Source organism: Corynebacterium sanguinis (assembly GCF_007641235.1).
In the GTDB taxonomy this organism is placed as follows: Bacteria; Actinomycetota; Actinomycetes; order Mycobacteriales; family Mycobacteriaceae; genus Corynebacterium; species Corynebacterium sanguinis.
Genome location: NZ_CP038157.1, coordinates 1,075,271 through 1,096,899, shown reverse-complemented (window position 1 = coordinate 1,096,899; position 21,629 = coordinate 1,075,271). Strand labels below are relative to the sequence as shown.

Annotated in this window: 18 protein-coding genes; 9 read left to right on the top strand and 9 right to left on the bottom strand. The window is 65.6% G+C overall.

From position 1 onward, the window contains the following. Positions 1–7 precede the first annotated feature (7 nt). Together E3227_RS05340 and cls are read left to right on the top strand one after the other, a co-directional pair. Positions 8–787, top strand: coding sequence for an exodeoxyribonuclease III (locus E3227_RS05340; RefSeq protein ID WP_136648971.1), 780 nt, complete (start codon positions 8–10; stop codon positions 785–787). Positions 788–794: 7 nt separating this feature from the next. Further along, on the top strand, positions 795–2,270 hold the full coding sequence (cls, locus tag E3227_RS05335) for a cardiolipin synthase (RefSeq protein ID WP_136648972.1): 1,476 nt from the start codon (positions 795–797) through the stop codon (positions 2,268–2,270). A gap of 28 nt (positions 2,271–2,298) precedes the next feature. Here the strand turns inward: cls and E3227_RS05330 are convergent, their stop codons facing one another. From E3227_RS05330 to E3227_RS05315, 4 genes are all read right to left on the bottom strand, one after another. After that, on the bottom strand, positions 2,299–3,339 hold the full coding sequence (locus E3227_RS05330; RefSeq protein WP_136648973.1) for an MFS transporter: 1,041 nt from the start codon (positions 3,337–3,339) through the stop codon (positions 2,299–2,301). A gap of 372 nt (positions 3,340–3,711) precedes the next feature. Next, positions 3,712–4,434 carry an ABC transporter permease subunit gene (locus tag E3227_RS05325; RefSeq protein WP_144317801.1) on the bottom strand — a complete coding sequence of 241 codons (723 nt, stop codon included), beginning with the start codon at positions 4,432–4,434 and terminating at the stop codon, positions 3,712–3,714. Beyond that, positions 4,427–5,374, bottom strand: coding sequence for an ABC transporter ATP-binding protein (locus tag E3227_RS05320; protein WP_144317800.1), 948 nt, complete (start codon positions 5,372–5,374; stop codon positions 4,427–4,429). The genes E3227_RS05325 and E3227_RS05320 overlap by 8 nt, the downstream gene beginning before the upstream one ends. Further along, positions 5,367–5,834: an NUDIX domain-containing protein gene (locus E3227_RS05315; protein WP_144317799.1), complete on the bottom strand. Its 468-nt coding sequence runs from the start codon at positions 5,832–5,834 to the stop codon at positions 5,367–5,369. Before E3227_RS05315 ends, E3227_RS05320 begins: the two co-directional genes overlap by 8 nt. A gap of 91 nt (positions 5,835–5,925) precedes the next feature. On the opposite strand from E3227_RS05315, the gene E3227_RS05310 reads away from it, so the two are divergent. The 3 genes from E3227_RS05310 to E3227_RS05300 are packed head-to-tail and all read left to right on the top strand — an operon-like array spanning position 5,926 to position 10,744. After that, the gene (locus E3227_RS05310) at positions 5,926–7,347 is read left to right on the top strand and encodes a hypothetical protein (protein WP_144317798.1); all 1,422 of its coding nucleotides are present in this window, start codon (positions 5,926–5,928) and stop codon (positions 7,345–7,347) included. Then, entirely contained in the window at positions 7,344–8,342 is a 999-nt protein-coding gene (locus E3227_RS05305) for a glutamate ABC transporter substrate-binding protein (protein ID WP_136648978.1), read from the top strand. The genes E3227_RS05310 and E3227_RS05305 overlap by 4 nt, the downstream gene beginning before the upstream one ends. Then, positions 8,339–10,744: a serine/threonine protein kinase gene (locus tag E3227_RS05300; protein ID WP_144317797.1), complete on the top strand. Its 2,406-nt coding sequence runs from the start codon at positions 8,339–8,341 to the stop codon at positions 10,742–10,744. The genes E3227_RS05305 and E3227_RS05300 overlap by 4 nt, the downstream gene beginning before the upstream one ends. A gap of 579 nt (positions 10,745–11,323) precedes the next feature. Here the strand turns inward: E3227_RS05300 and E3227_RS05295 are convergent. The 4 genes from E3227_RS05295 to E3227_RS05280 form a co-directional block, all read right to left on the bottom strand. Then, on the bottom strand, positions 11,324–12,526 hold the full coding sequence (locus E3227_RS05295; protein ID WP_144317796.1) for an acetate kinase: 1,203 nt from the start codon (positions 12,524–12,526) through the stop codon (positions 11,324–11,326). Continuing rightward, on the bottom strand, positions 12,527–13,885 hold the full coding sequence (pta, locus tag E3227_RS05290; protein WP_144317795.1) for a phosphate acetyltransferase: 1,359 nt from the start codon (positions 13,883–13,885) through the stop codon (positions 12,527–12,529). It lies immediately after the preceding gene. Positions 13,886–13,947: 62 nt separating this feature from the next. Further along, on the bottom strand, positions 13,948–15,012 hold the full coding sequence (locus E3227_RS05285) for an ATP-grasp domain-containing protein (RefSeq protein WP_144317794.1): 1,065 nt from the start codon (positions 15,010–15,012) through the stop codon (positions 13,948–13,950). 6 nt (positions 15,013–15,018) lie between these two features. Beyond that, the gene (locus E3227_RS05280; protein WP_144317793.1) at positions 15,019–16,308 is read right to left on the bottom strand and encodes an adenylosuccinate synthase; all 1,290 of its coding nucleotides are present in this window, start codon (positions 16,306–16,308) and stop codon (positions 15,019–15,021) included. Between the two features lie 50 nt (positions 16,309–16,358). On the opposite strand from E3227_RS05280, the gene E3227_RS05275 reads away from it, so the two are divergent. The 4 genes from E3227_RS05275 (at position 16,359) to nadC (ending at position 20,418) form a co-directional block, all read left to right on the top strand. Beyond that, the gene (locus E3227_RS05275; RefSeq protein WP_144317792.1) at positions 16,359–17,252 is read left to right on the top strand and encodes a hypothetical protein; all 894 of its coding nucleotides are present in this window, start codon (positions 16,359–16,361) and stop codon (positions 17,250–17,252) included. Between the two features lie 330 nt (positions 17,253–17,582). Next, positions 17,583–18,398 carry a PRC and DUF2382 domain-containing protein gene (locus E3227_RS05270; protein ID WP_144317791.1) on the top strand — a complete coding sequence of 272 codons (816 nt, stop codon included), beginning with the start codon at positions 17,583–17,585 and terminating at the stop codon, positions 18,396–18,398. A gap of 135 nt (positions 18,399–18,533) precedes the next feature. Then, the gene (gene nadA, locus E3227_RS05265) at positions 18,534–19,556 is read left to right on the top strand and encodes a quinolinate synthase NadA (protein ID WP_144317790.1); all 1,023 of its coding nucleotides are present in this window, start codon (positions 18,534–18,536) and stop codon (positions 19,554–19,556) included. A 4-nt stretch (positions 19,557–19,560) separates the two neighbouring features. Continuing rightward, positions 19,561–20,418: a carboxylating nicotinate-nucleotide diphosphorylase gene (nadC, locus tag E3227_RS05260; RefSeq protein WP_144317789.1), complete on the top strand. Its 858-nt coding sequence runs from the start codon at positions 19,561–19,563 to the stop codon at positions 20,416–20,418. On the opposite strand, the gene E3227_RS05255 is transcribed toward nadC, so the two are convergent. Further along, complete coding sequence (locus E3227_RS05255; RefSeq protein WP_144317788.1) at positions 20,415–21,581, bottom strand: FUSC family protein; 1,167 nt, start codon at positions 21,579–21,581, stop codon at positions 20,415–20,417. The genes nadC and E3227_RS05255 overlap by 4 nt on opposite strands. Between the last annotated feature and the right edge of the window lie 48 nt (positions 21,582–21,629).

The window sequence follows — 21,629 nt, the reverse complement described above, 5'->3', positions numbered from 1 at the left end:
TAAACGCATGCGGATAGCCACCTTCAACGTCAACTCGGTGCGCAGCCGCGCCGAGCGCATCGTCGCTTTTCTAGAACGCAATGACGTCGACGTGTTAGCCATGCAGGAGACGAAAACCAGCGACGCGAAGTTCCCCTACGCCGTGTTCGAGGCCGCCGGCTACGAGGTCGCGCACGTGGGCACCAACCAGTGGAACGGCGTCGCGCTAGCCTCCCGTGTGGGCTTGGACGACGTTAACACCCAGTTCGACCACCAGCCCGCTTATGACGGCAACGTCGAGGCGCGCGCGGTCGGCGCGACGTGCGGCGGGGTGCAGGTGTTTTCGCTGTACGTGCCCAATGGCCGGGAGATCGGCCACCCACACTACGACTACAAGCTGCAGTTTCTCTACTCGCTGCAGCACGCGGTCGAGGCGCAAACGCCGCAACTGTTCACCGGCGACTTCAACATCGCCCCGCGCGACGACAGCGTGTGGGACATCGCCTGGTTCGAGGGCAAAACCCACGTTACCGAGCCGGAGCGCGCTGCCTTCCAGATGCTGCTCGAGGCGGGCCTGGAGGAGATCCGCCACGATGACGCGTACTCGTTTTGGGACTACAAGGCGATGCGGTTTCAGAAGAACCAGGGCATGCTGATCGACTTCCTGCTGGCCACCCCGCCTGTGGCAAGCAAGCTGGTCAAGGCCTGGGTGGATGTCGACGAGCGCCGCGGCAAGGGCGCGAGCGACCACGCGCCGGTGATCGCCGACATTGACACCACCGCGTTCGCCTACGACGAAGTGCGCTAGGTCCGCCATGTCATTCTCACTGGATATCAGTTACTGGCAGCTCGTGGCCATGCTGGTCGATTACGCGATCAAGTTTGTGATGATCGGCATCGTGCCGTCGAACCGCCGCCCCTCGGCGGCGAACGCGTGGCTGTTGCTCATTCTGCTGCTGCCGTTCATAGGCCTGCCGCTGTACCTGCTGATGGGCTCGAACTTTTTCAACCGGCGCCGCCACCGCATCCAGCAGCGCGTCCGGGCCGAGATCGACAACGTGCACACCGACATCCCGGACCTTCCCCCCGACGCAAACCTCGGCGCCGATAAGGAGGCCATCGTGCGCCTGCACCGCGCGCTGACGGGCTTTCCCGCCGTCGATGCCAACCTGCGCCACGTCTGGTCCGACTACGAGCTCGCGATTCGCCGCATCGCGCAGCTTATCGACGCCTCCGAGAACTACGTCGATGTTGAAATCTACGCCGTGGCCTGGGACGACACGACCGGCATCGTGTTCGAGGCGATGGAGCGGGCGGTGGCGCGCGGGGTGCACGTACGCCTGCTGCTCGACCACATCGGCTCACAGAAGTACCCCGGCTACCGTCGCATGACGCGCAAGCTGACGCGCGCGGGCATCGACTGGTACCTGATGCTGCCGCTGCAGCCGTGGCGCGGCCGGTTCCGCCGGCCCGACCTGCGCAACCACCGCAAAGTGGTCATCGTTGACGGCCATATCGCGATGATGGGTTCGCTCAACCTCATCGACCGCAGCTACCTGATGCGCAACCACCGCCGGGCGGGACGCCAGTGGATCGACGTGTTCATCGAGTTCGAGGGGCCGATCGTGACCTCTCTGGAATCGATGTTCGCGGTCGACTGGTACACCGAGTCCGGTGAGGCGATTGAGTTGCTGCCGCCGCGTCGGTTGGGCGTCGATAAGCCTGGCGAGCACATCGTGCAGCTCATCCCCTCTGGCCCCGGTTACGAGACCGAGCCGAACCTGCGGATGTTCAACACCTTGATCCACCACGCGCGCGAGCGCCTGATCCTGTGCTCGCCCTACTTCGTGCCCGAGGATTCGCTGCTCGAGGCCGTAACCACCGCCTGCTACCGCGGGGTGCGCGTTGATTTGCTCGTCGGCGAGAAGGCCGACCAGTTCATGGTCAACCACGCGCAGTCGTCCTACTACGAGCAGCTCCTGCGCGCGGGCGTGCACATCTGGCAGTTCCCCGCCCCGTACATCCTGCACACCAAGTTCGCCCTAGCCGATCCCGGCCGCGACACCTTCGTCGGCGTCGTCGGCTCCTCCAACATGGACATGCGCTCGTTCTCGCTGAACTACGAAAGTTCCCTGTTCGTGGCCTCGGGCTCGCTTCTCGACGACCTGTACACGCTCGCCCGGACCTACATGAACGTCTCCGACGAGCTGACCTTGGAGGAATGGAGCCGCAGGCCGTGGCACCGCCGCTACATTGACAACGTGATGAAGCTGACCTCGGCGCTGCAGTAGGCCTGGGCCAGCTTCGATGAGGTCCTGCTTAGACGGCGACTGCTTCGCGCTCGCCCAACTCCTCGGTGTCGTCGGCGGTGACCGCATCCACGCGCGGCAGCGTCAGCATGATCACCGCGGCGAGGAGGAACAACCCGCCGGCGATGACAATCCCGGTGGAGAAGGAGGCGGCGGTGGCGATGCCCCCCATCACGATCGGCCCCAATGCCGACAGTCCGCGGCCGACGTTGTAGGTAAAGCCGGAGCCCGTCGTACGCATCCGCGTCGGGTAGAGCTCGCTGATGTACGGGGCAAACAGGCCGGGGAACACCATGCAGAAGGAGTACAGCGGGGCGACAACCCAGAGAATGCTCGGGGAGGTGGAGTAGCCGTAGGCGGCGATCAGCAGGCCGGTGGAGATCAGCGAGGCCATGATCGCCGGCTTGCGCCCCACCTTGTCCGCGAGCCACCCGAAGAAGAAGTACCCCAAAAACGCAGTCAGGGACATCAGGGTGAAGTGGTTCCCGATGGTCTGCGCGTCAAAGGCTCGCTCGCGCGCGAGGTAGCTCGGGAACCAGGTGGTCGCGCCGTAGTAGGGCACCATGACCAGGATGCAGACGATTGAGGCGATGATGGTCAGGCGAGCCCGACCGCCTGTGAACAGCGCCTTGATGCTGACGGATTCGCCCTCCTGCGTCACCCCGCGGTCGCGCTTCCACACCTCGGATTCGCGGAAGCCGATCAGCACGAAGGCCAGCGGCAGCATCGCAGACAGGCCGGCGATGAGGAAGAGCAGGCGCCAGTCGGGCATGAGGAAGGACGACAGCTGGGCGGCCAGCGCGCTGCCGATTGGGTAGGCCGCGAGCACGAAGCCGATCGCCTTGCCGCGCTGGTGCGCCGGCCAGGTCTCCGTGACGTACGCCGAGAGCACGCTCCACACGCCGCCGAGGCCGATGCCGGCTAGCAGGCGCAGGAAGATGAACAGCGAGAAGCTGGGGACGACGTAGATCGCGGCGGTCAGGGTGACAAACAAGACGAGGCAGGTCAACAGGGCGAACTTTCTGCCCCTGTTGTCCGCAATATAACCCATCACCGGACCGCTTAAGCCCCATTCCGATCAGCGTTGCCGTAGCCAGCAGTCCAGCCCTGATCGCAGTGATTCCGTACTCCTCCGAGATGCCCGGAAGCGCGTAGGAGAGAATTTGAATCTCCATCGCATCGAAGGTATACACCAGAAACGAACCGAGCAGAATGATCCATTTGTAGTAGGGCTTGGACGTGTATGCGCTCACGTATCCTCCTCAATCAACCGGGCGAAGTTATTTCGCCAACCAAATTGTTTCGGAGAACATAACACCGGCTCTCGGCGGGCCAGAAGGGCTTTGGGGCACCAATTGCCATCTATTCGGATGTGGCATTAATGGGCCCGCGCGGGCGGTGTAATCGGCAGTCAAAAACCCTTTTACGCGTCGCGCCGGTGCAGCAGCACCACGCCGGCCACCCAGGCCACCACGGCCCAGGCGAGGAAAATGCCGTAGGAAACCCACACATTGTCGTGCTGCGCCGGCGCGTTAGTCACGAACGCGTAGTAGTTGGAAAACGGCAGGTACTGAGCAATATCGCGCCCGATGCCCGGGATGAACCCGACGATGGTTTCCACGACGAACTGGAAGGCGAAGACCAACGTGACGGTGCCCGCGGTGTTGCGCACGATCCAGCCGACGCCCTGGGTGAGCATGGTCAGCGTGGCGGTCGCCAGCGGCACGGCCCACAGCGCGCGCAGCGTCGCCGGGTTGGAGGTCCAGTTCGCGGGGACGTCGGCGAGGGCGTCGGCAAGCGTGAAGGCGATAATCAGCGCCACCAGCACGGTCAGCGCGGCGAGCACGGCGTAGAGCGCCAGCTTGGCGACGGCCACCTGCCAGCGCTGCGGCGCGAGGCGGAAGTTGGTGGTTTGCAGGCCGAAGCGGTACTCGGTGGTGACCACCATCGCCGACTGCACGATCACGATGATCGCCGAGATCATGCTCACCGCCATGATCACGGTGATCGGGAAGTACAACGACCCAGCCGGGGCGGCGAACGCGACGGCGAAAATGGCTGCGATGGCCAGGATCAGGCCGGTGGTCCAGTAGAAGGAGGCGGTCGAGCGCAGCTTCGTAAACTCTGCGCGCACAAGGTTAAGCACGGTGTTTCCCTCCTGAGGTGTCCTGGGATTGTGCCTGGTACTGGATGTGGCCCTCGGTGGAGCGGATGTAGGCGTCCTCGAGCGAGGCGCGGCGCTCGCTCAGCTCGGCGAGCTGCACCCCGGCGCGAAACGCCACGGCGCCGATCTCGTCGCAAGTGTGATCCGCCACGGCGATCGTCGGCCTGCCCTCAGCATCGACGACGCGCTCGAAGCTCACCCCGGCCGCGGCCAGGGCGGTCTCCATCGCGGCCGGGTCCACCGGGCGCACGACGGTGGTAACCGCGGAGTTGCCCTTGATGAAGTCGTGGACCGACGTGTCCGCCACGAGCTTGCCGCGGCCAATCACGATGAGGTGATCGGCGGTCTGCGCCATCTCCGCGAGCAGGTGGGAGGACACCAAGATCGTGCGGCCCTCATCGGCCAGGGCGCGCAGCAGCCCTCGCACCCAGCGGATGCCCTCCGGGTCGAGGCCGTTGACCGGCTCGTCCAGGATCAGGTATTCCGGGTCCCCCAGAAGCGCCGAGGCGATGCCGAGGCGCTGGCCCATGCCGAGCGAAAAGCCCCCGGCGCGCTTGGACGCCACGTCGCTCAATCCTACGAGGCTCATGACCTCGTCGACGCGCGCGTCCGGGATGCCGGAGGCCTGGGCCTGCCACAGAAGCGAGGCGCGCGCGGAGCGGTTCGGGTGCACGCCTTTGGCGTCGAGAAGCGCACCGACGCGGCGTGCCGGCTGTTTCAGGGATGCGTAGGGGGAGCCGTCGATAAGCGCCGTGCCCGAGGTGGGCGAATCGAGGCCGAGGATCATGCGCATCGTCGTGGACTTGCCGGCGCCGTTGGGGCCGAGGAAGCCCGTGACCACGCCGGGTTTGACGGTGAACGTCAGGTCGTCGACCGCGCGTACCGGACCGTAGTGTTTGGTCAGATTGTGAACGTCAATCATGCGGTTTAGTATGCCCGACAACCGCGTCGAGCGACGCTTCGAAGCCCGGGTGCAGCGGCAAGGCGCGGATCCCGTCCACCGGGACCCAGCGCAGCTCCGCCGACTCCTCGTTCGGCTCCACCGGGATCGGCTCGCCGGTGTTCGTCGACGCGAACACCGTGGTGTAGGTCCAGCCCGACGGGAACGGGCCGGCAGTGACCATCGCCGAGGTCACGGTGATCAGGGAAGGGTCAATCCCGCACTCCTCCACCGTCTCGCGCAGCGCGGTCTGCTCCACAGTCTCGTGCGAGTCGCGGGCCCCGCCGGGCAGCGCCCAGGTGCCGCCCTGGGCTGTCCACGTCGCGCGGTGCTGCAGCAGAACCCGGCCCCCTGCCTGCAAAAAGAGCCCGGACGCGCCGAAGCGCCCCCACAGTTTCATGCCCGCGGGGCCTTCGACCCAACCGTTGCCGTCGCCTTCCATGCCACCCACTTTAGGCACGCGCGGGCCACGCTAGCCAACAATCGGCTGATAGTTACAGCACGATAAGCTTTTGGCGGGTTATGGTATAGCAATGGTGCAGCAAGCGAGCGTGATCGACGACGCTCCGCTTGACGACGCCTTCGTCGACGAGCTCGAAGCCCTGCCCGAAAACCGCTCCGCCCGCGTCAAGATGGCCGAAACGTTTACCGGCCCGCTGCGCTGGGTGCGCCGCGTTATCGACTTCATCACCACCACCCCCGGCCAGCTGCTGTCGATGATGCTGGTGCTCACGCTGGCGCTGATCGCCGCCGGCGTGTCCATGAGCCAGACCATGGCTGCGCGCCAGGAGGCGATGGACGTGTTGGTCAACTCCACCGAGCCGATGAGCAACTCGGCGCACACGTTGATCACCTCCCTGTCGCAGGCCGACACGATTGCCACCTCCACGTTCGTGCAGCCGGGCATTTCCAGCGAGTACGACATGAACCGCTTCATGGAGTCGGTCGATATGGCCGTCATCGCCGCGAACGAGGTGCTCGAAGGCACCGTCGATTCCGGCGCGCGCGACGACGAGATCCGCCGCTTGGTGCTGCAGATCCAGCGCGACATCCCCGTCTACGCCGGGCTGATGGAGCGGGCGAAAACCAACCAGCGCATGGGCAACCCCGTGAGCGTGGCGTACATGTCGTCGAGCTCGAACGTGATGCGCGAGCGGATGCTGGGCAACGCCACCGAACTGTTCAACCTCACGCGCGAGCAGGTCGCCGACGAGATGGAGCGCCTCGCCCGGCCCCAGTGGGTGCCACTCTCAGGCCTGGTCGCAGCGCTTATTTTCCTGCTGCTGGCGCAGGTGTGGCTGTGGAAGGTGTTCCGCCGCCGCCTCAACCGCGGGTTCATCGCCGCGACCGTGATGATGCTCATCGCGATTATCTGGGCCTCGGTGGCCAACTACTCGGTGTGGCAGTCCGGCCAGCGCGACTTCGAGCGCGCCTCCACGCCCTGGGAGGAGCTGACCAGCGCGCGTATCGACGCCCAAGAGACCCGCACCGACGAAATCTTCGCGCTACTGCGCCGCCAGTCCGTCTCGGATACCGACCTGACCTTCTCAGAAACCTACGACTCGGTCTCCCGCGCACTGGATTCCGCCTCAGCGCCCCCATCCGGCTCGACGGACCCGGACCTGATCGCCTCGGCGCGCGAGGCGCTGGACCAGTGGGATGAGGCGCACACCCAGTTCGCGCAAACCCTTGGCGGCGGCGAGTTCGACACCGCCGTCCAAGTCCTTACCGACCCGAACCCGGACGAGGGACTGGCATCCTCCTCGCGCGCCTACACCAGGCTGGACAACGCCCTGTCCGGGCTGATCGGCCAGTCTCGCCAGGACATGCGCGAGTTCATCGTGGCCTCCCTGGACGCCACCAGCGCAGTCGCCGGCGCCGTTTTGGCCTTTACCGCCTTGTCCGTGCTGTCGATCTGGCTCGGGATTCGCCGCCGCTTGAGGGAGTACCTGTGAGAAAGTTTGCGCGTATCACCTCAGCGGCACTGGCGTGTGCCGCCCTCAGCGCCTGCGCGCCCGGGGGCGAGACCCGCGTTGCTGCGCCGGCGTTGCCACCGCCGTCGTATAGCGGCGTACCGCTGCCGCCCGGCGCGGTGCTGGACAGGCCCGGGGTGGCCCCGGAGACCGGGTTCGCGCAGGACACCGAGTGGGAGGGCTCGCTGCGCCCGGATAACGCGACGCCGGCCGAGCGCATCCCGGACGTCGTCGAGCGTGGCCGCATCGTCGTCGGCGTCGACCAGTCGCAATACCTTCTCTCCTACCGCGACGTCACCGCAGGCGACCTGCGCGGCTTCGAGATCGACCTAGCGCGCGAAGTGTCCCGCGACATCTTCGGCGACCCCGACCGGGTGGATTTCCGCTTCGTCGGCTCCCAACAACGCGCGCAGTCACTGCAAAACGGCGAGGTCGACATCGTGATCCGCACGATGTCGGTCACCCCGACCCGCGTTGCCAGCGTCGACTTCTCCACGCCGTACCTGACCTCGTACGTGCGCCTGCTCGTACCCCGGGACCGGGGTATTTTGAGCGAGGATGACCTCCCGGGCACCACCGTGTGCGTTGTCGACGGTTCGAACCTGGTGCAGCTCGCGCGCGAGATCGCGCCGCAGTCGACGATCCTGCGCACCCGCACTTGGGCGGACTGTCTGATGGCCACCCAGCAGTTCCACGCCGACGCGATCCTGGCCGACGACGCGATCCTGGCCGGCATGGTCGCCCAGGACCCGTACACCACGATCCTGCCGCGGCGCTACGGCCGCCAGCAGTACGCCGTGGGCACACACAAGGGCGATGCCGGGATGACCATGCAGGTCAACTCCACGATGGAGCGGCTGCGTAACGACGGCACCTGGAACGCGATGTACGAGAGATGGCTCTCCGGCAGCCTAGCCAGCCCGTCGATGCCGGAGCTGCGGTACAGAGCTACTTCTGAGGCGAAGGAGCAACAGTGAACGAGCGCGACGAGAGAGTAGAAGACGCTGTAGACGACGCCACCGAGGCCGTCGAGTACGACCCCTTCGCCGGCGACGACCCGGCTACCGAGGCCGTCGCCTTCGACCCGTTCGCTCTTGACGACGACAGTGACAGCGACGAGCGCAACTACGCGGGCTTGGGCGACATGGCTGAGCTGTTCAAAGACCTTGACGCGCTGAGGGAGGGGCGGCGTGAGGAGGACACGTCGCAACGCTCGCGGCGCGAAGCGCTCGATACCTTCCGCGAGCTGCGCGGCGCGAAGCGCGCGGCGCGTGCGGTGGCCGACGGCATGGTGGAGCTGCCGTGGATCGCGCCGACCGACCCGAAGGAGGCGCTGAAAGACCCGACCCGCGCCGTTGTGCAGAAGGGCCTGAACGCCCCGCATCTGCACCCGGGTGACGTGGTGGCCGGCCAGTACGAGATCATGGGCGTGATTGCGCACGGCGGGATGGGCTGGATCTACGTGGCCCAGGACCGCAACGTCGCCGACCGCGTGGTGGTGCTCAAGGGGCTGCACTCGACCAAAAACGCCGACGAGGCCGCCGCGGCGGTGGCGGAGCGCGAATTCCTCGCCGAGATCACCCACCCGGGAATCGTGAAGATTTTCAACTTCATCGACGACTCGCGCGTGCCCGGCGGGTTCATCGTGATGGAGTTCGTCGGCGGGCCCAGCCTCGGCCAGCGCAGGAACGAGCAACCCAACGGGCTGCTCCCCGTCGACCTGGCGATTGCCTACATCCTCGAGGTGCTGCCCGCGCTGGTGTACCTGCACTCGCGCGGGGTGGTCTACAACGACCTGAAACCCGACAACATCATCGTCACCGAGGACCAGGTCAAGCTCATCGACCTCGGCGCGGTCAGCGGCATCGGCGCCTACGGCTTCATCTACGGCACCAAGGGTTACCAGGCCCCCGAGGTGGCCACGCAGGGCCCCAGCATCGCCTCCGACATCTACACCATCGGCCGGACGCTGGCCTCGCTGGTGGTCCACCTGCCGCGCACCGACGGGGTGTACGACCCCGGCATCCCCTCGCCGACGACGGAGCCGACGTTTCGCCGCTACCTCTCGCTGTACCGGCTCATCCGGCGGTGCTGCCACGAGGACCCGGAACAGCGGTTTTCCACCGTCGGTGAGCTAGAAACCCAGCTTTACGGGGTGCTGCGTGAGTGCATCGCGATCCGCGACGGGCGCACCTACCCCGCCCAGCACTCGCTGTTCTCCCCGCAGCGCACCACGTTTGGCACCAAGCACCTGGTGTTTCGCACCGACCAGCTCATCGACGGCATCAGCCGCACCGTGGAGATCACCCCGCAGGAAGTTGTCACCGCGCTGCCCGCTCCCCTGATCGACCGCCACGACGTCGGCGCCGCGATGCTGCAGGGCACCTCCTACCAGGAGCCGCAGGAGACCCTGGAAAACCTGCGCCAGGCGATGCAGACCCCGCAGTACGAGCAGTCCAGCGAAATCCCGTTCGGTGTCGTCCGCGCGATGTTGGACCTCGGGCTGACCTACCAGGCGCGCACCTGGCTCGAATCGCTCAAGGACCGCCTCAGCCACAATTGGCGATTCCATTGGTACTCGGGCGTGACCAACACACTCATCGGCGACTTCCAGTCCGCTCAGGCCAACTTCACCAGTGTGCTCGTCGCCGTGCCCGGCGAGGCCGCCCCCAAGCTCGCCATCGCCGCGATCGACGAGCTCATCCTGCAAAGCAACGGCTACTTAACGGGGGCATTGCTTGACGACGCCCTCTCCCGCGCCGCTGCCGGCATCCGCACCCACCTGGGCGAACTGCCCTCGGAGACCTTCGAGGCGTGGCAGTCCAAGGGCGTGCTCGCCGAGGACTGGACCATGCTCAGCGATACCCCGACTGTCCTGCGCTTCAACGCCCTGCGCCTCTACTCGCTGGTGTGGTTGACCAACCCCACGACGGTGTCTTCGGCTTTCGGGCTCGCGCGGCTGCTGATGGCGGAGCGCGAGGTCGAGCTCGCCGTCGCGGCGCTGGACAAGGTGCCGAACTCCTCGCGCCACCACAGGATGGCGCAGCTCACCACTATCCTCGACCTGGTGTCGGACGAACTGACGGAGTCCCGCATCCGCCGCGCCGCCCGCCGCCTGGAAGAAATCCCCAACAACGAACCTCGGTTTTTGCAGATCAAGGTCTACGTGCTGCGCGCGGCACTCACGCTGCTGCGCGACGCCGGTGTCGACCGCGCCGCCTCCGACCACTCACTCTTCGAGTACGAATTCACCACCCGCGACCTTCGCCGCGGCCTCGCGACGACTTTGCGCGAACAAGCCCGCATCGCCCCCTATGCACGCCACCGCTACGCGCTGGTGGACATGGCGAACAAAGTCCGGCCGGCGACGTGGTTTTAGGTCCGGTTTTGTTCGGGTTGAGTGCTTCACGGTGACATCTCGGGGGGTGAGATGTCACGGTCGACGGTTGCGGGGGTGTAAAACCCCAGGTGGCGGGGACGGTTGAGTGCTTCACCGTGACATCTCGGCGGGTGCAATGTCACGGTCAACGGTTGCGGCGGTGTAAAACCCCAGGTGGCGGGGACGGTTGAGTGCTTCACCGTGACATCTCGGGGGGTGCAATGTCACGGTCAACAGCTGCGGCGGTGCAAAACCCCAGGTCGCAAAACCACCCAACCGCTTCACCGTGACATTTCGCACACCGAAATGTCACGGTCAACGGTTGCGGGGGTGTAAAACCCCAGGTGGCGGGGACGGTTGAGTGCTTCACCGTGACATCTCGGCGGGTGCAATGTCACGGTCAACAGCTGCGGCAGTGCAAAACTCCAGGTCGCGGGGACGGTTGAGTGCTTCACCGTGACATCTCGGCGGGTGCAATGTCACACTCAACAGCTGCGGCGGTGCAAAACCCCAGGTCGCCCGACCACCCAACCGCTTCACAGTGACATCCCGCGAAGCGAAACGCCACAGTAACTCCGCCTACTGCGCCGCAGCGACCTCCGCGGACTTCTGCGCGATGGCCAGCTCCTCGTTCGTCGGCACGATGAGGACCTTGACGGTGGAGTCGTCGGTGGTGATCTCGCGGGGGCCGTCGTTCGGCCCCGCGTTGCGGTTCTCGTCAATGACGATGCCGTAGTTCTCCAGCCCGGCCAGCGCCGCGGCGCGCGTCGCATCGTCGTTTTCGCCGACACCGGCGGTGAAGGTGATCGCATCGACGCGGCCGAGGGCGATCATGTAGGAGCCGATGTAGCGGCGCAGTTGGGTGATGTAGACATCGAAGGCTAGCTTGGCGTCGTCGTCACCTTGATCGATCTTGGCATGCAGGTCGCGGAAGTCGTTGACACCGGACAGGCCCTTGATGCCGGACTGGCGGTTGAACAGGGTGTCGATCTCGTCAATGCTCATTCCCGCCTGGCGGTGCAGGTGGAAGATGATGCCCGGGTCGACGTCGCCCGTACGCGTGCCCATCACCAGGCCGGCCAACGGTGTCAGGCCCATCGAGGTATCGATGGGTGCACCGCCCTTGACTGCGGAGCAGGATGCGCCGTTGCCGAGGTGCAGCACGATCTGGTTGGTGTCTGCGCTGTCGCGGCCGAGGATGCCGGGCACCTGGCCGGAGACGAACTCGTGCGAGGTGCCATGGAAACCGTAGCGGCGCACCTGGTTGGCTTCGGCCACCTCGCTGTTGATCGCGTAGGTGGCGGCTGCCGCCGGCAGTTCGCTGAAGAAGCCGGTGTCGAACACCGCGACGTGCGGGATGTTCGGCAAAAGGTCGCGCGCGACTTCGATGCCGTCGATGTTGGCCGGGTTGTGTAGCGGGGCGAGCGGGATGAGGTCGCGGATCTGCTCGACTACTTCGTCGGTGATCAGGGCGGGGCCGGAGAAGGTCTGTCCGCCATGGACAACGCGGTGGCCGACCGCCACGAGGTCGAGCTGGGTCGGGCCGACACCGAGAGAGTCGAGCATGGCCACGGCGAGCTGCAGGCCGCCGCGGTGGTCACGGATCGGCTGGTTGGAGTCGTGCTTTTCACCGTTGTGGGTAACCGAAATCCGGCCGTCCTTTTCACCGATCTTCTCCACTAACCCGGAGACGAACGCGGTGTCGCTGGCCGACGAGGTCGGATCGACAATCTGGAACTTAATGGATGAAGAACCAGAGTTGATGACGAGGACGTAGGACATTTACTTCAGTGCTCCTGCCTGGATAGCGGTGATAGCGACGGTGTTGACGATGTCGGGAACAGTAGCGCCGCGGGAAAGATCGTTGACGGGCTTGTTCAGGCCCTGCAGAACCGGCCCGATGGCGAGTGCGTCGCCGGTGCGCTGGGCAATTTTGTAGCCCGCGTTGCCAGCCTCGAGGTCGGGGAAGATGAACACGGTTGCCTGACCAGCAACGGGAGACTCGGGGGCCTTTTTCTTTCCGACGCCCGGATCACACGCCGCGTCGAACTGCAGCGGCCCATCCACGATGAGCTCGGGGTCCGCCTTCTTCGCCGCGGCGACGGCCTCAACCGCGCGGTCGACGTCCGGGCCGGAGCCGGAGGTGCCGGTGGAGTAGGACAGCATGGCCACCTTCGGATCGATGCCGAACTGCGATGCCGTCTTCGCGGACACCGCGGCGATCTCACCGAGCTGCTGCGCAGTCGGGTTCGGGTTGACGGCACAGTCGCCGAATGCCCACAGGCGATCACGCATAACCATGAGGAAGATCGAGGAGACAACCGATGCGCCCGGCACTGTCTTGATGATCTGGAAAGAAGGCTTGATCGTGTGCGCGGTGGTGTGGGCCGCCCCGGAGACCATGCCGTCGGCGATGCCCTTGTGCACCATCATGGTGCCGAAGTAGGAGATGTCCTTCATCGTCTCGCGGGCGTCGTCAAGCGAAATGCCCTTCTTTTTGCGCAGCTCGGCGAAGTCGGCTGCGAACTCCTCGAGCAGGTCGGACTCGAGGTGGTTGAGGATCTGCGCAGCGGACAGGTCGAGGCCGAGGTCGGCGGCGCGGCGGTCGATGTCGGCCTGGTCGCCGAGGATGGTCAGGTCGACGACCTCGTCCTCAAGCAGCTGCGCGGCGGCCTGCAGGATGCGGTCGTCCTCGCCCTCGGGCAGCACGATGTGGGCACGCTTTTCCTTCGCGCGCTCGATCAGCCACGACTCGAACACCACCGGGGACATGACCTGGCGCGCCTCGACTGCGGCGATCTCGGCGTCGGCAAGCTGCTCAGCGGAGAAAACTCCGGCGACAATCGCGCCGAGCTCCTCCAGGCGTCGCTCCGCGAGTTCGACGTTGGCATCTTCAGCGGTGACCAGCACAACCGGAATCCCCAACGCGGCGGCAAGCTCGCCGTCAAAGCTCACATCGCCCGTACCAACAACCAGCGCCGGCTCCTCGGCCAGCAGGTGCGCGTCGTACATCTCCTGGAGATCCGTGCCGTACGAGTCGAGCCGAACGACGCGCAAGCCCCGCTTGGAAGCGAAACCTTCCACGTCGATGCCGTCGTAGTTGCGGTTAGCGAGTGTGATGAGCAGCGATTGGTCCGCCATTGTGCACCTTTCGTAGCCGAGTAAAGAATTCGTCGGAAGCAAAACAGTGCCCAGTGTAGCGATCAGGAAAGAAAATGCGCCGCCCGTTCGGCTTGCACACGTGCTTGCTGCACATCTTCAGCCGTCGAGCGCACCACCGTTGTCTCCTCAAGAACGTGGATCGTCGTCTCCTCGACCGTGAGCGCGCGTGCCAGCGCCTCGCCCGAGTGCGCCTTGCCCGCCACGTAGCAAGCTGCGCCCGGGGTCATCAACGTGACGTCGATAGGCAAGCCTGCCACCGCACGGGCATGCAGGTCGAACTGGTCGATGCGCTGCGTCGCGAGTGTGACCATCCCATCCGGGCTGGGGCGCGGGTTAACGTCGGAGAAGTAAACCTCGTCCCCGTCGACAAACAACTCGATAGAGTACACGCCCTGCGCCCCGATCCGACCAGTGATTCGCGCGGCGATCGAACGCGCGTTGTCCATCGCGGCCTCCGACAGCGGCGCCGGCTGCCAGGCCTCGACTAACCGCCCCGCCTCGTGGCGGGTGCCGATCGGTTCGCAGAACCATGTGGCCAGCTCGCCCGTCTCCGGGTCCACCGAACGCGCGGTGATGATCGTGACCTCGAAGTCGAAATCGACGTAGCGCTCCACAGCCACGGAGCCCTCCGGGTTAGTCTCGCGGGCGCGCCGCCACGCGGCGTCGAGGTCATCCGGCCCGTGCACCACCGTGTGCCCGCGGCCGCCTGCGCTAATCGACGGCTTGACCACGCACGGATACCCCACGGCCTCGGCACAACCGGCTAGCTCATCAACACTTTTGGCGAACTCGTAGGCCATCGTGGGCAGGCCCAGTTCCTCAGCGGCGGTGCGGCGAATCCCCTCGCGGGTCCGCGTGATACTGCATGCGTCGAGCGAGGGCACCAGGTACGTCCCGGTCTCCGCGACAAGCTTCTCCAACTGCTGCGTCGTGGCGACCTGCTCGTCGCATACCACCGTGATCTCCGGGCGGGCCCACTGCGGCAACCCCTCCTCCAAGGTGCCCACGTAGGCGTCGAAACCGAGGTCGGCAAACGCGGATGCGGAGGACTGCGCCACTGGGCCTGTGCCGAGCACGAACACCTGGCGCTGAGTCAGAGAATCCATGTTCCGCTAGCGCTCCATCACGTCGTTGCGCACGATCGTCTGATCGCGGCCCGGGCCGACGCCGATATAGCTCATCGGCGCACCGGAAAGCTCCTCGAGGCGCAGCACATAATCCTTCGCCTTCTGCGGCAGGTCGTCGAAGTCCGTGATCCCGGTGATGTCCTCATCCCAGGCGGGCATCGTCTCAAAGATCGGCTCCGCGTGGTGGAACTGGGTCTGGGTCAAGGGCATTTCGTCGAAGCGCTCGCCGTCGACGTCGTAAGCCACGCAAATCGGGATTTCACCGATGCCGGTGAGTACGTCGAGCTTGGTCAGGAAGTAATCGGTAAAGCCGTTGACGCGGCTGGCGTAGCGCGCAATCACTGAATCGTACCAACCGCAGCGGCGTTTGCGGCCTGTGTTCACCCCGACCTCCCCGCCGACGGTTTGCAAGTAGTCGCCCCACTTATCAAAGAGCTCGGTCGGGAACGGGCCCGCGCCCACGCGCGTGGTGTAGGCCTTGATAATGCCCAGGCTCGCCGTGATGCGCGTCGGGCCGATGCCGGTGCCCACACACGCCCCTCCCGCGGTCGGGTTCGAGGAGGTAACAAAGGGGTAGGTTCCGTGGTCGACGTCCAGCATGGTGGCCTGTCCCCCCTCCATGAGCACGTGTTTCCCCTCGTCGAGCGCCTTGTTCAGGGTGTACTCCGCATCGATCACCATCGGCTTGAGGCGCTCTGCGTAGCCCATGAAGTAGTCCATCATCTCGTCGACCTCGATGGCTTTGCGGTTGTACATCTTCACCAGCATCTGGTTCTTCACGTCGAGGGCCGACTCAATTTTCTGCCGCAGGATCGACTCGTCGAAAATGTCCTGGACGCGAAGCCCCACGCGCGCGACCTTGTCGGCGTAGGTCGGGCCGATGCCGCGGCCGGTGGTGCCGATCGCGCGTTTGCCTAAGAAGCGCTCCTGCACGCGGTCGAGCGTCTGGTGGTACGGCGCGACCAGGTGCGCGTTGCTGGAGATACGCAACCGGGTGGCGTCGGCACCGCGAGCAACCAGCCCGTCAATCTCCTCGAACAGCGCCTCGAGGTTGACCACCACGCCGTTGCCGAGGATGGGCACGGCGTTTTCCGACAGCACGCCGGCCGGCAGAAGCTTGAGCTCGTACTTCTCACCGCCAACAACGACGGTGTGCCCCGCGTTGTTGCCGCCGTTGGGCTTGACCACGTAATCGACTTTGCCGCCGAGAATATCCGTGGCCTTACCCTTACCTTCGTCGCCCCATTGGGCACCAACGATGACGATGGCGGACATGCTTACTCCTTATATAGGGGGGATTACTCGGGTTATTGTAGCGTGATCGCATGCGGCTTCTTCATTGCCAGTGTGGCGAGGGCGCGCCAGCAAACGCCCCCACCCTGTCGCTTCCGCCCATTCCCTCGCGGGCGGACTTGCGCCCCTTGGACGAATTGGCCAAGGAGCTTTTGCTTGTCGACGACACCCCCTCCCTCGCCGAGATCCAAGCTTCGCCGAACGTGCCCCACATGGGCGAGCCGCAGTTTGCCTCGCAGCGCCCTGTAGAGCGTCTGCGAGTGATTGTCTCCGGCTCCGACGCCGCGCTCGGCGCCGTGCTGACCCGCATGATGCGCGGCGACTACCTGTGGGCGGAGGTAGCGTACGTACCCACCGACCCGACCTCCCCGGCAGCCGCGTTATGGGGAACACCGACCTTCGAGGAGGCCGCCACCGCGCCCGTGGTGCCTTCGCCGTGCATCCGCAACGATTTCGGCCAGGTCGTGGCGGGCTCGGCGACGCTGACGCACATCAACCCGGCCTCCGAGTTCGTCGGCGAGATCGTCGTCGACTCCTCCGTGTTGCTGTTTCGCTCCGGCGAAGAGGCATCGGCGAGGTTTTTTGGCTCCTTCGGCGCGAAACTCGTTCCCGCCGCTTCGGCCCCCGGAATTGCGGCCGCGCCGCTCGTCACCCCTTTGGACACCTCCGGTACGCCGTCGCGGCGCTCGCCCGAGTTGTTGGAGCGCCTCCGCTCTCTGCCCGGCGGGCGGTTCCTCACACGAAACGCGAGCGTTTTCCCAGGTCTTGCCGACGGTTCACGAGTTCTTACCGGACGGGCGCTGCAGGCGGGCGGCCACGAGATCGCGGTGACGGTGGACGGGGTGCGGCGCCGCCGAGGCGTCGACAAGGCAACCTTCTACAGGCATCTGCGCGACATCCAAAGCGTGCGAATCACCGAGAACTAGCCGGGTGTGATTTTTATCACATTCGCCGTTCCTTAAGCGTTACATCAGGGGTTCTTAACCGATCTGAGACTTCGCCGCTACCGCCGCTGTCGTTCTAACAGCACTTTTGCGCAGGTCATCGGGAAAGGATTGGCAATGATACCGATAAACCTGAGCATACACCTCCAACTTTCGGATGATCCCGACTTCCCGGACACATGTTCCGGCGCCACCTCCGAGAGCGTGGCTACATTCGGAATTGTTCAAGCGAACGACCGGCACGGGCCTTGTCACGGGAATTATCCTAAAGGCAGACGGGCCGAAGCAAATTACCAAAGGAGAATCAGACTGATGGCTGACTACAACCGTATTGAAGACCTTGCAAACGCAACCGCATTCGACGTTGATGGCGACAAGGTAGGCGGCGTCAAGGACGTTTACGTTAACGACACCACCGGCCAGCCGGACTTCGTGTCCGTCAACCACGGCCTCTTCGGCGGCGGCGACTCCATCGTTCCTCTGCGCGGCCACACCCTGCGCGACGGCGAGCTGCACCTCGCATTCCCGAAGGAGCGCATCGACAACGCTCCGAACTTGGACGAGGACGGCCACCTGACCAACGAGGACCAGGAAGCGTTCTACCGCCACTACGGCCTCGAGGGCACCCAGGATGTAACCGCCTACGAGACCGACGCACGCCACGCTGCACCGGTTGCTGGTGTCGCCACCGACCGCGCAGCCGTTGATGTTGATCGCGCAGACGTTGACAACGACGCCATCGTCCGCTCCGAGGAGCAGCTCAACGTTGGCAAGGAGCGCGTCGAGTCCGGCCAGGTCCGCCTGCGCAAGTACGTTGTCAACGAGACCGAGACTGTGGAGGTTCCGGTTCAGCGTGAAGAGGTTCGCGTTGTCCGCGAGCCCATCACCGAGGCCGACCGCGCAAACGTTGACTCCCGCATCGGCGAGGCTGAGGCTTCCGTGACCCTCTCCGAGGAGCGCGTCACCGTGAACAAGGAGACCGTCCCGGTGGAGAAGGTTTCCCTGGACAAGGAGACCGTCCAGTCCACCGAGCGCGTCACCGAGGAGCTCCAGAAGGAGCGCATCGAGACCGACGGTGTCGTCGTCGACGAGAACCGCCCGGACACCGACTTCGGTGCTAACCGCTAAATCGCCACTCCCCGCTTAACAGCCCCAGCCCTTCCGGCTGGGGCTTTTCGCGTGCCTGCGCAAAGCCCTGTGCGCTTCCGCGGGTACGATGGCCTCCGAACTAGCGCTAGCATCTCTTGCGGAAAGGACCCGCCCATGACCACCTACCTGGAGAACCTCACGCGGGAGTCAGGAGTTTGGCAGGGCGTAGAGCCCGACGAGGAGTGGGCGCGCGAGATCGCACGACTCAAGCACGAGCGCAACGCGGTGATCCTGGCGCACAACTATCAGATCCCCGCCATCCAGGACACCGCCGACTTCACGGGGGACTCGCTCGCCCTGTCGCGCAAAGCCGCAGAGACTGACGCCGACGTCATCGTGTTCTGCGGTGTGCACTTCATGGCCGAGAGCGCGAAGATCCTCTCCCCCACCAAAACCGTGCTCATCCCCGACAAAGACGCCGGGTGCTCGTTGGCGGATTCCATCACCGCCGACCAGCTGCGCCAGTGGCGCAGTGAGCACCCCGACGCCGTGGTGGTTTCCTACGTCAACACCACCGCCGAAGTCAAAGCACTCACCGACATCTGCTGCACCTCCTCCAACGCCGTCGACGTCGTCGCGTCCATCGACCCGGGCACGGAGGTGCTGTTCTGCCCGGACCAGTTCCTCGGCGCGCACGTCAAGCGCGAGACGGGCCGCGACAACATCCGCATCTGGTCCGGTGAGTGCCACGTTCACGCCGGGATCAGCGCCACCAAACTCGCCGAGCAGGCCGAAGCCAACCCCGACGCCGACCTTTACATCCACCCCGAGTGCGGCTGCGCCAACTCCGCCATCTACCTCGCCGGCGAGGGCATCATCGACCCGGAGCGGGTGCACATGCTCTCAACCGGCGGAATGCTCGATCTGGCACACACCGCCAGCCCGGAGCGCACCGTGCTCGTTGCCACGGAGATCGGCATGCTGCACCAGCTGCGCGGCGCCGCGCCCGAGGTCAACTTCCAACCGGTCAACGACCGCGCCTCCTGCCGCTACATGAAGATGATCACCCCGGCCGCCCTGCTGCGCTGCCTGGCCGAGGGCAAGGACGAGGTCGACGTGCCCACCGACATCGCGGATAAGGCGCGCGCCTCACTCGAGGCGATGATCTCCATCGGCGAGCCCGGCGGCGGGGAGTAAGCCCGTGGAGCCGCTTAGCGAGTCCTACCTGCGCTCCCTGATCGCCGCGTCGCTGGAGGAGGACCTGGCGTTCGGGCCCGACGTGACCACGCTCGCAACCATCAGCGCCGACGCCACCTCGCGCGCCCGCTTCGTCTCGCGCGCCGAGGGTGTGACCGCTGGTCTCGACGTGATCCGCTATGCCCTGGACACGCCCGGCTGCGAGGTCACGCAGCGCGTCGACGACGGCGAACGCGTGGCCCCCGGAAACGTCCTCGCCGAGGTCACCGCGCCGACGCGCACGCTGCTCACTACCGAGCGCACGATGCTGAACATCCTCAGCCACGCCAGCGGCATCGCCACCGCTACTCGACGCTGGGTCGACGCCGTCGAGGGCACCGGGGCGCGGATCCGCGATACGCGCAAAACCCTGCCCGGCCTGCGCGAACTGCAGAAGTACGCGGTGCGCGCCGGCGGCGGCGTCAACCACCGCATGGGGCTTGGCGACGCCGCCATGATCAAAGACAACCACGTTGCGGCGGTGTCGCGCGGCGTCGTCGCGGCTCTCGCGGCGGTGCGCGCCCACGCCCCGGATTTGCCCTGCGAGGTGGAGGTGGACACCCTCGATCAGCTCGATGCGCTTTTGCGCTTAAGCGAGCCCCCGCAGCTGGTGTTGCTGGATAACTTCAGCGTCGCCGATACCGCCGAGGCCGTGCGCCGCCGTGACCAGGTTGCCCCGGGCTGCGAGCTCGAGTCCTCCGGCGGGTTGACGCTCGAGCGCGCCCGCGCGTATGCGGAGACGGGAGTGGCCTACCTCGCCGTTGGGGCCCTGACCCACTCGGTGTCCGCGCTCGACATCGGGCTGGACTACTTGGGCGACTAGCTGTATTGCTCCGGCGGGTACTTCGGGCTGGTTGAGGTCGGTACGAGCACCGCTGCTGCGGACACGCGGGACATCCCGCACACCTGCAGCAGGTCCACGATGAGCGAGCGCGTCTGCGCGAGGATGGCGTAGGCGGACAGCACGCCGTTGTCACCGACCACGTCCATCCCGGCGCGGCCACCGAGGACGCGCAGGTCGTTGACGATGCGCGGGATCGCCACAGACTGCAGCTTGCGCGAATCCACCTCGTAGACGTCGGAGATCTCGAGGGATGCCTTGGCGAGGGCGTCGATAAGCTCAATTTGCTCCGGCGTAACCCGGTCGTTGTCGCCGCAGAGGATGTGGGCGCGGCGGGCGAGGACGCGGGTCGTGCGCACCGCGGTGTCCACTGGCGGGATCACCATCTCCAGGGAGTGGACGTAGCGGCGCGAGCCCCACAGAAACGGCGAGAGGCGGGCGGATTCCGCGCCGGAGGCGACGGCCGAGGACATCGCGTCGATGTCGGTCTGGGAGCTGCGGATTAGGTCGAGTGCCTCGTCGATGACGTCGGCGTTGCCGGAACGCAGGCCGTCGGCGACGTCGTCAAGCACCGAGGACATCAGCTCCATGACCTTGGAAATCTCCTGGCGTGCCTTGCCCACTGGGCCCTGCGGGATCAGTGCCAGGGTGACCAGTGCAACCGCCGCGCCGACGAAGGCATCGATGGTGCGGTCGATGCCGGTGACTTCGGCGCCCGGGGGCATGATCGTGGCGATGAGCACCGAGCCAATCGCGACCTGGTTGTTCACCAACTGAGAGCGCGAGAAGAACGACGCAATGAGCAGCGCGCAGGCCACAATTACCGCGATCTGCCACCCGCCCGAACCCAGCCGATAAAACAGCAGGTCGCCGACCGCGACGCCGATGACGCAGCCGAGTGAAATGTCCAGCGCCTTGGAAATGCGCTCGCCGCCGGTCATGCCGACGATGATGATCACCGAAATCGGCGCGAAGAACGGCTGCGCGTGCCCGAAGACCTCGCTGGCGATCCAGAACGCGACACCAGCGGCGATCGCCGTTTGCAAAATCGGCAAAAGGCGCTTGCGCACCCGCGTCACGCGGGCGGACAGGGATTCGTTGACCGCGAGCAAACGCGCCCTTGTCCCCATCCTCTCCTTAGCCATACCCCCAGCCTAGCGTGCACAAAGGCACCCCGGAGCCGGGACGCCTTG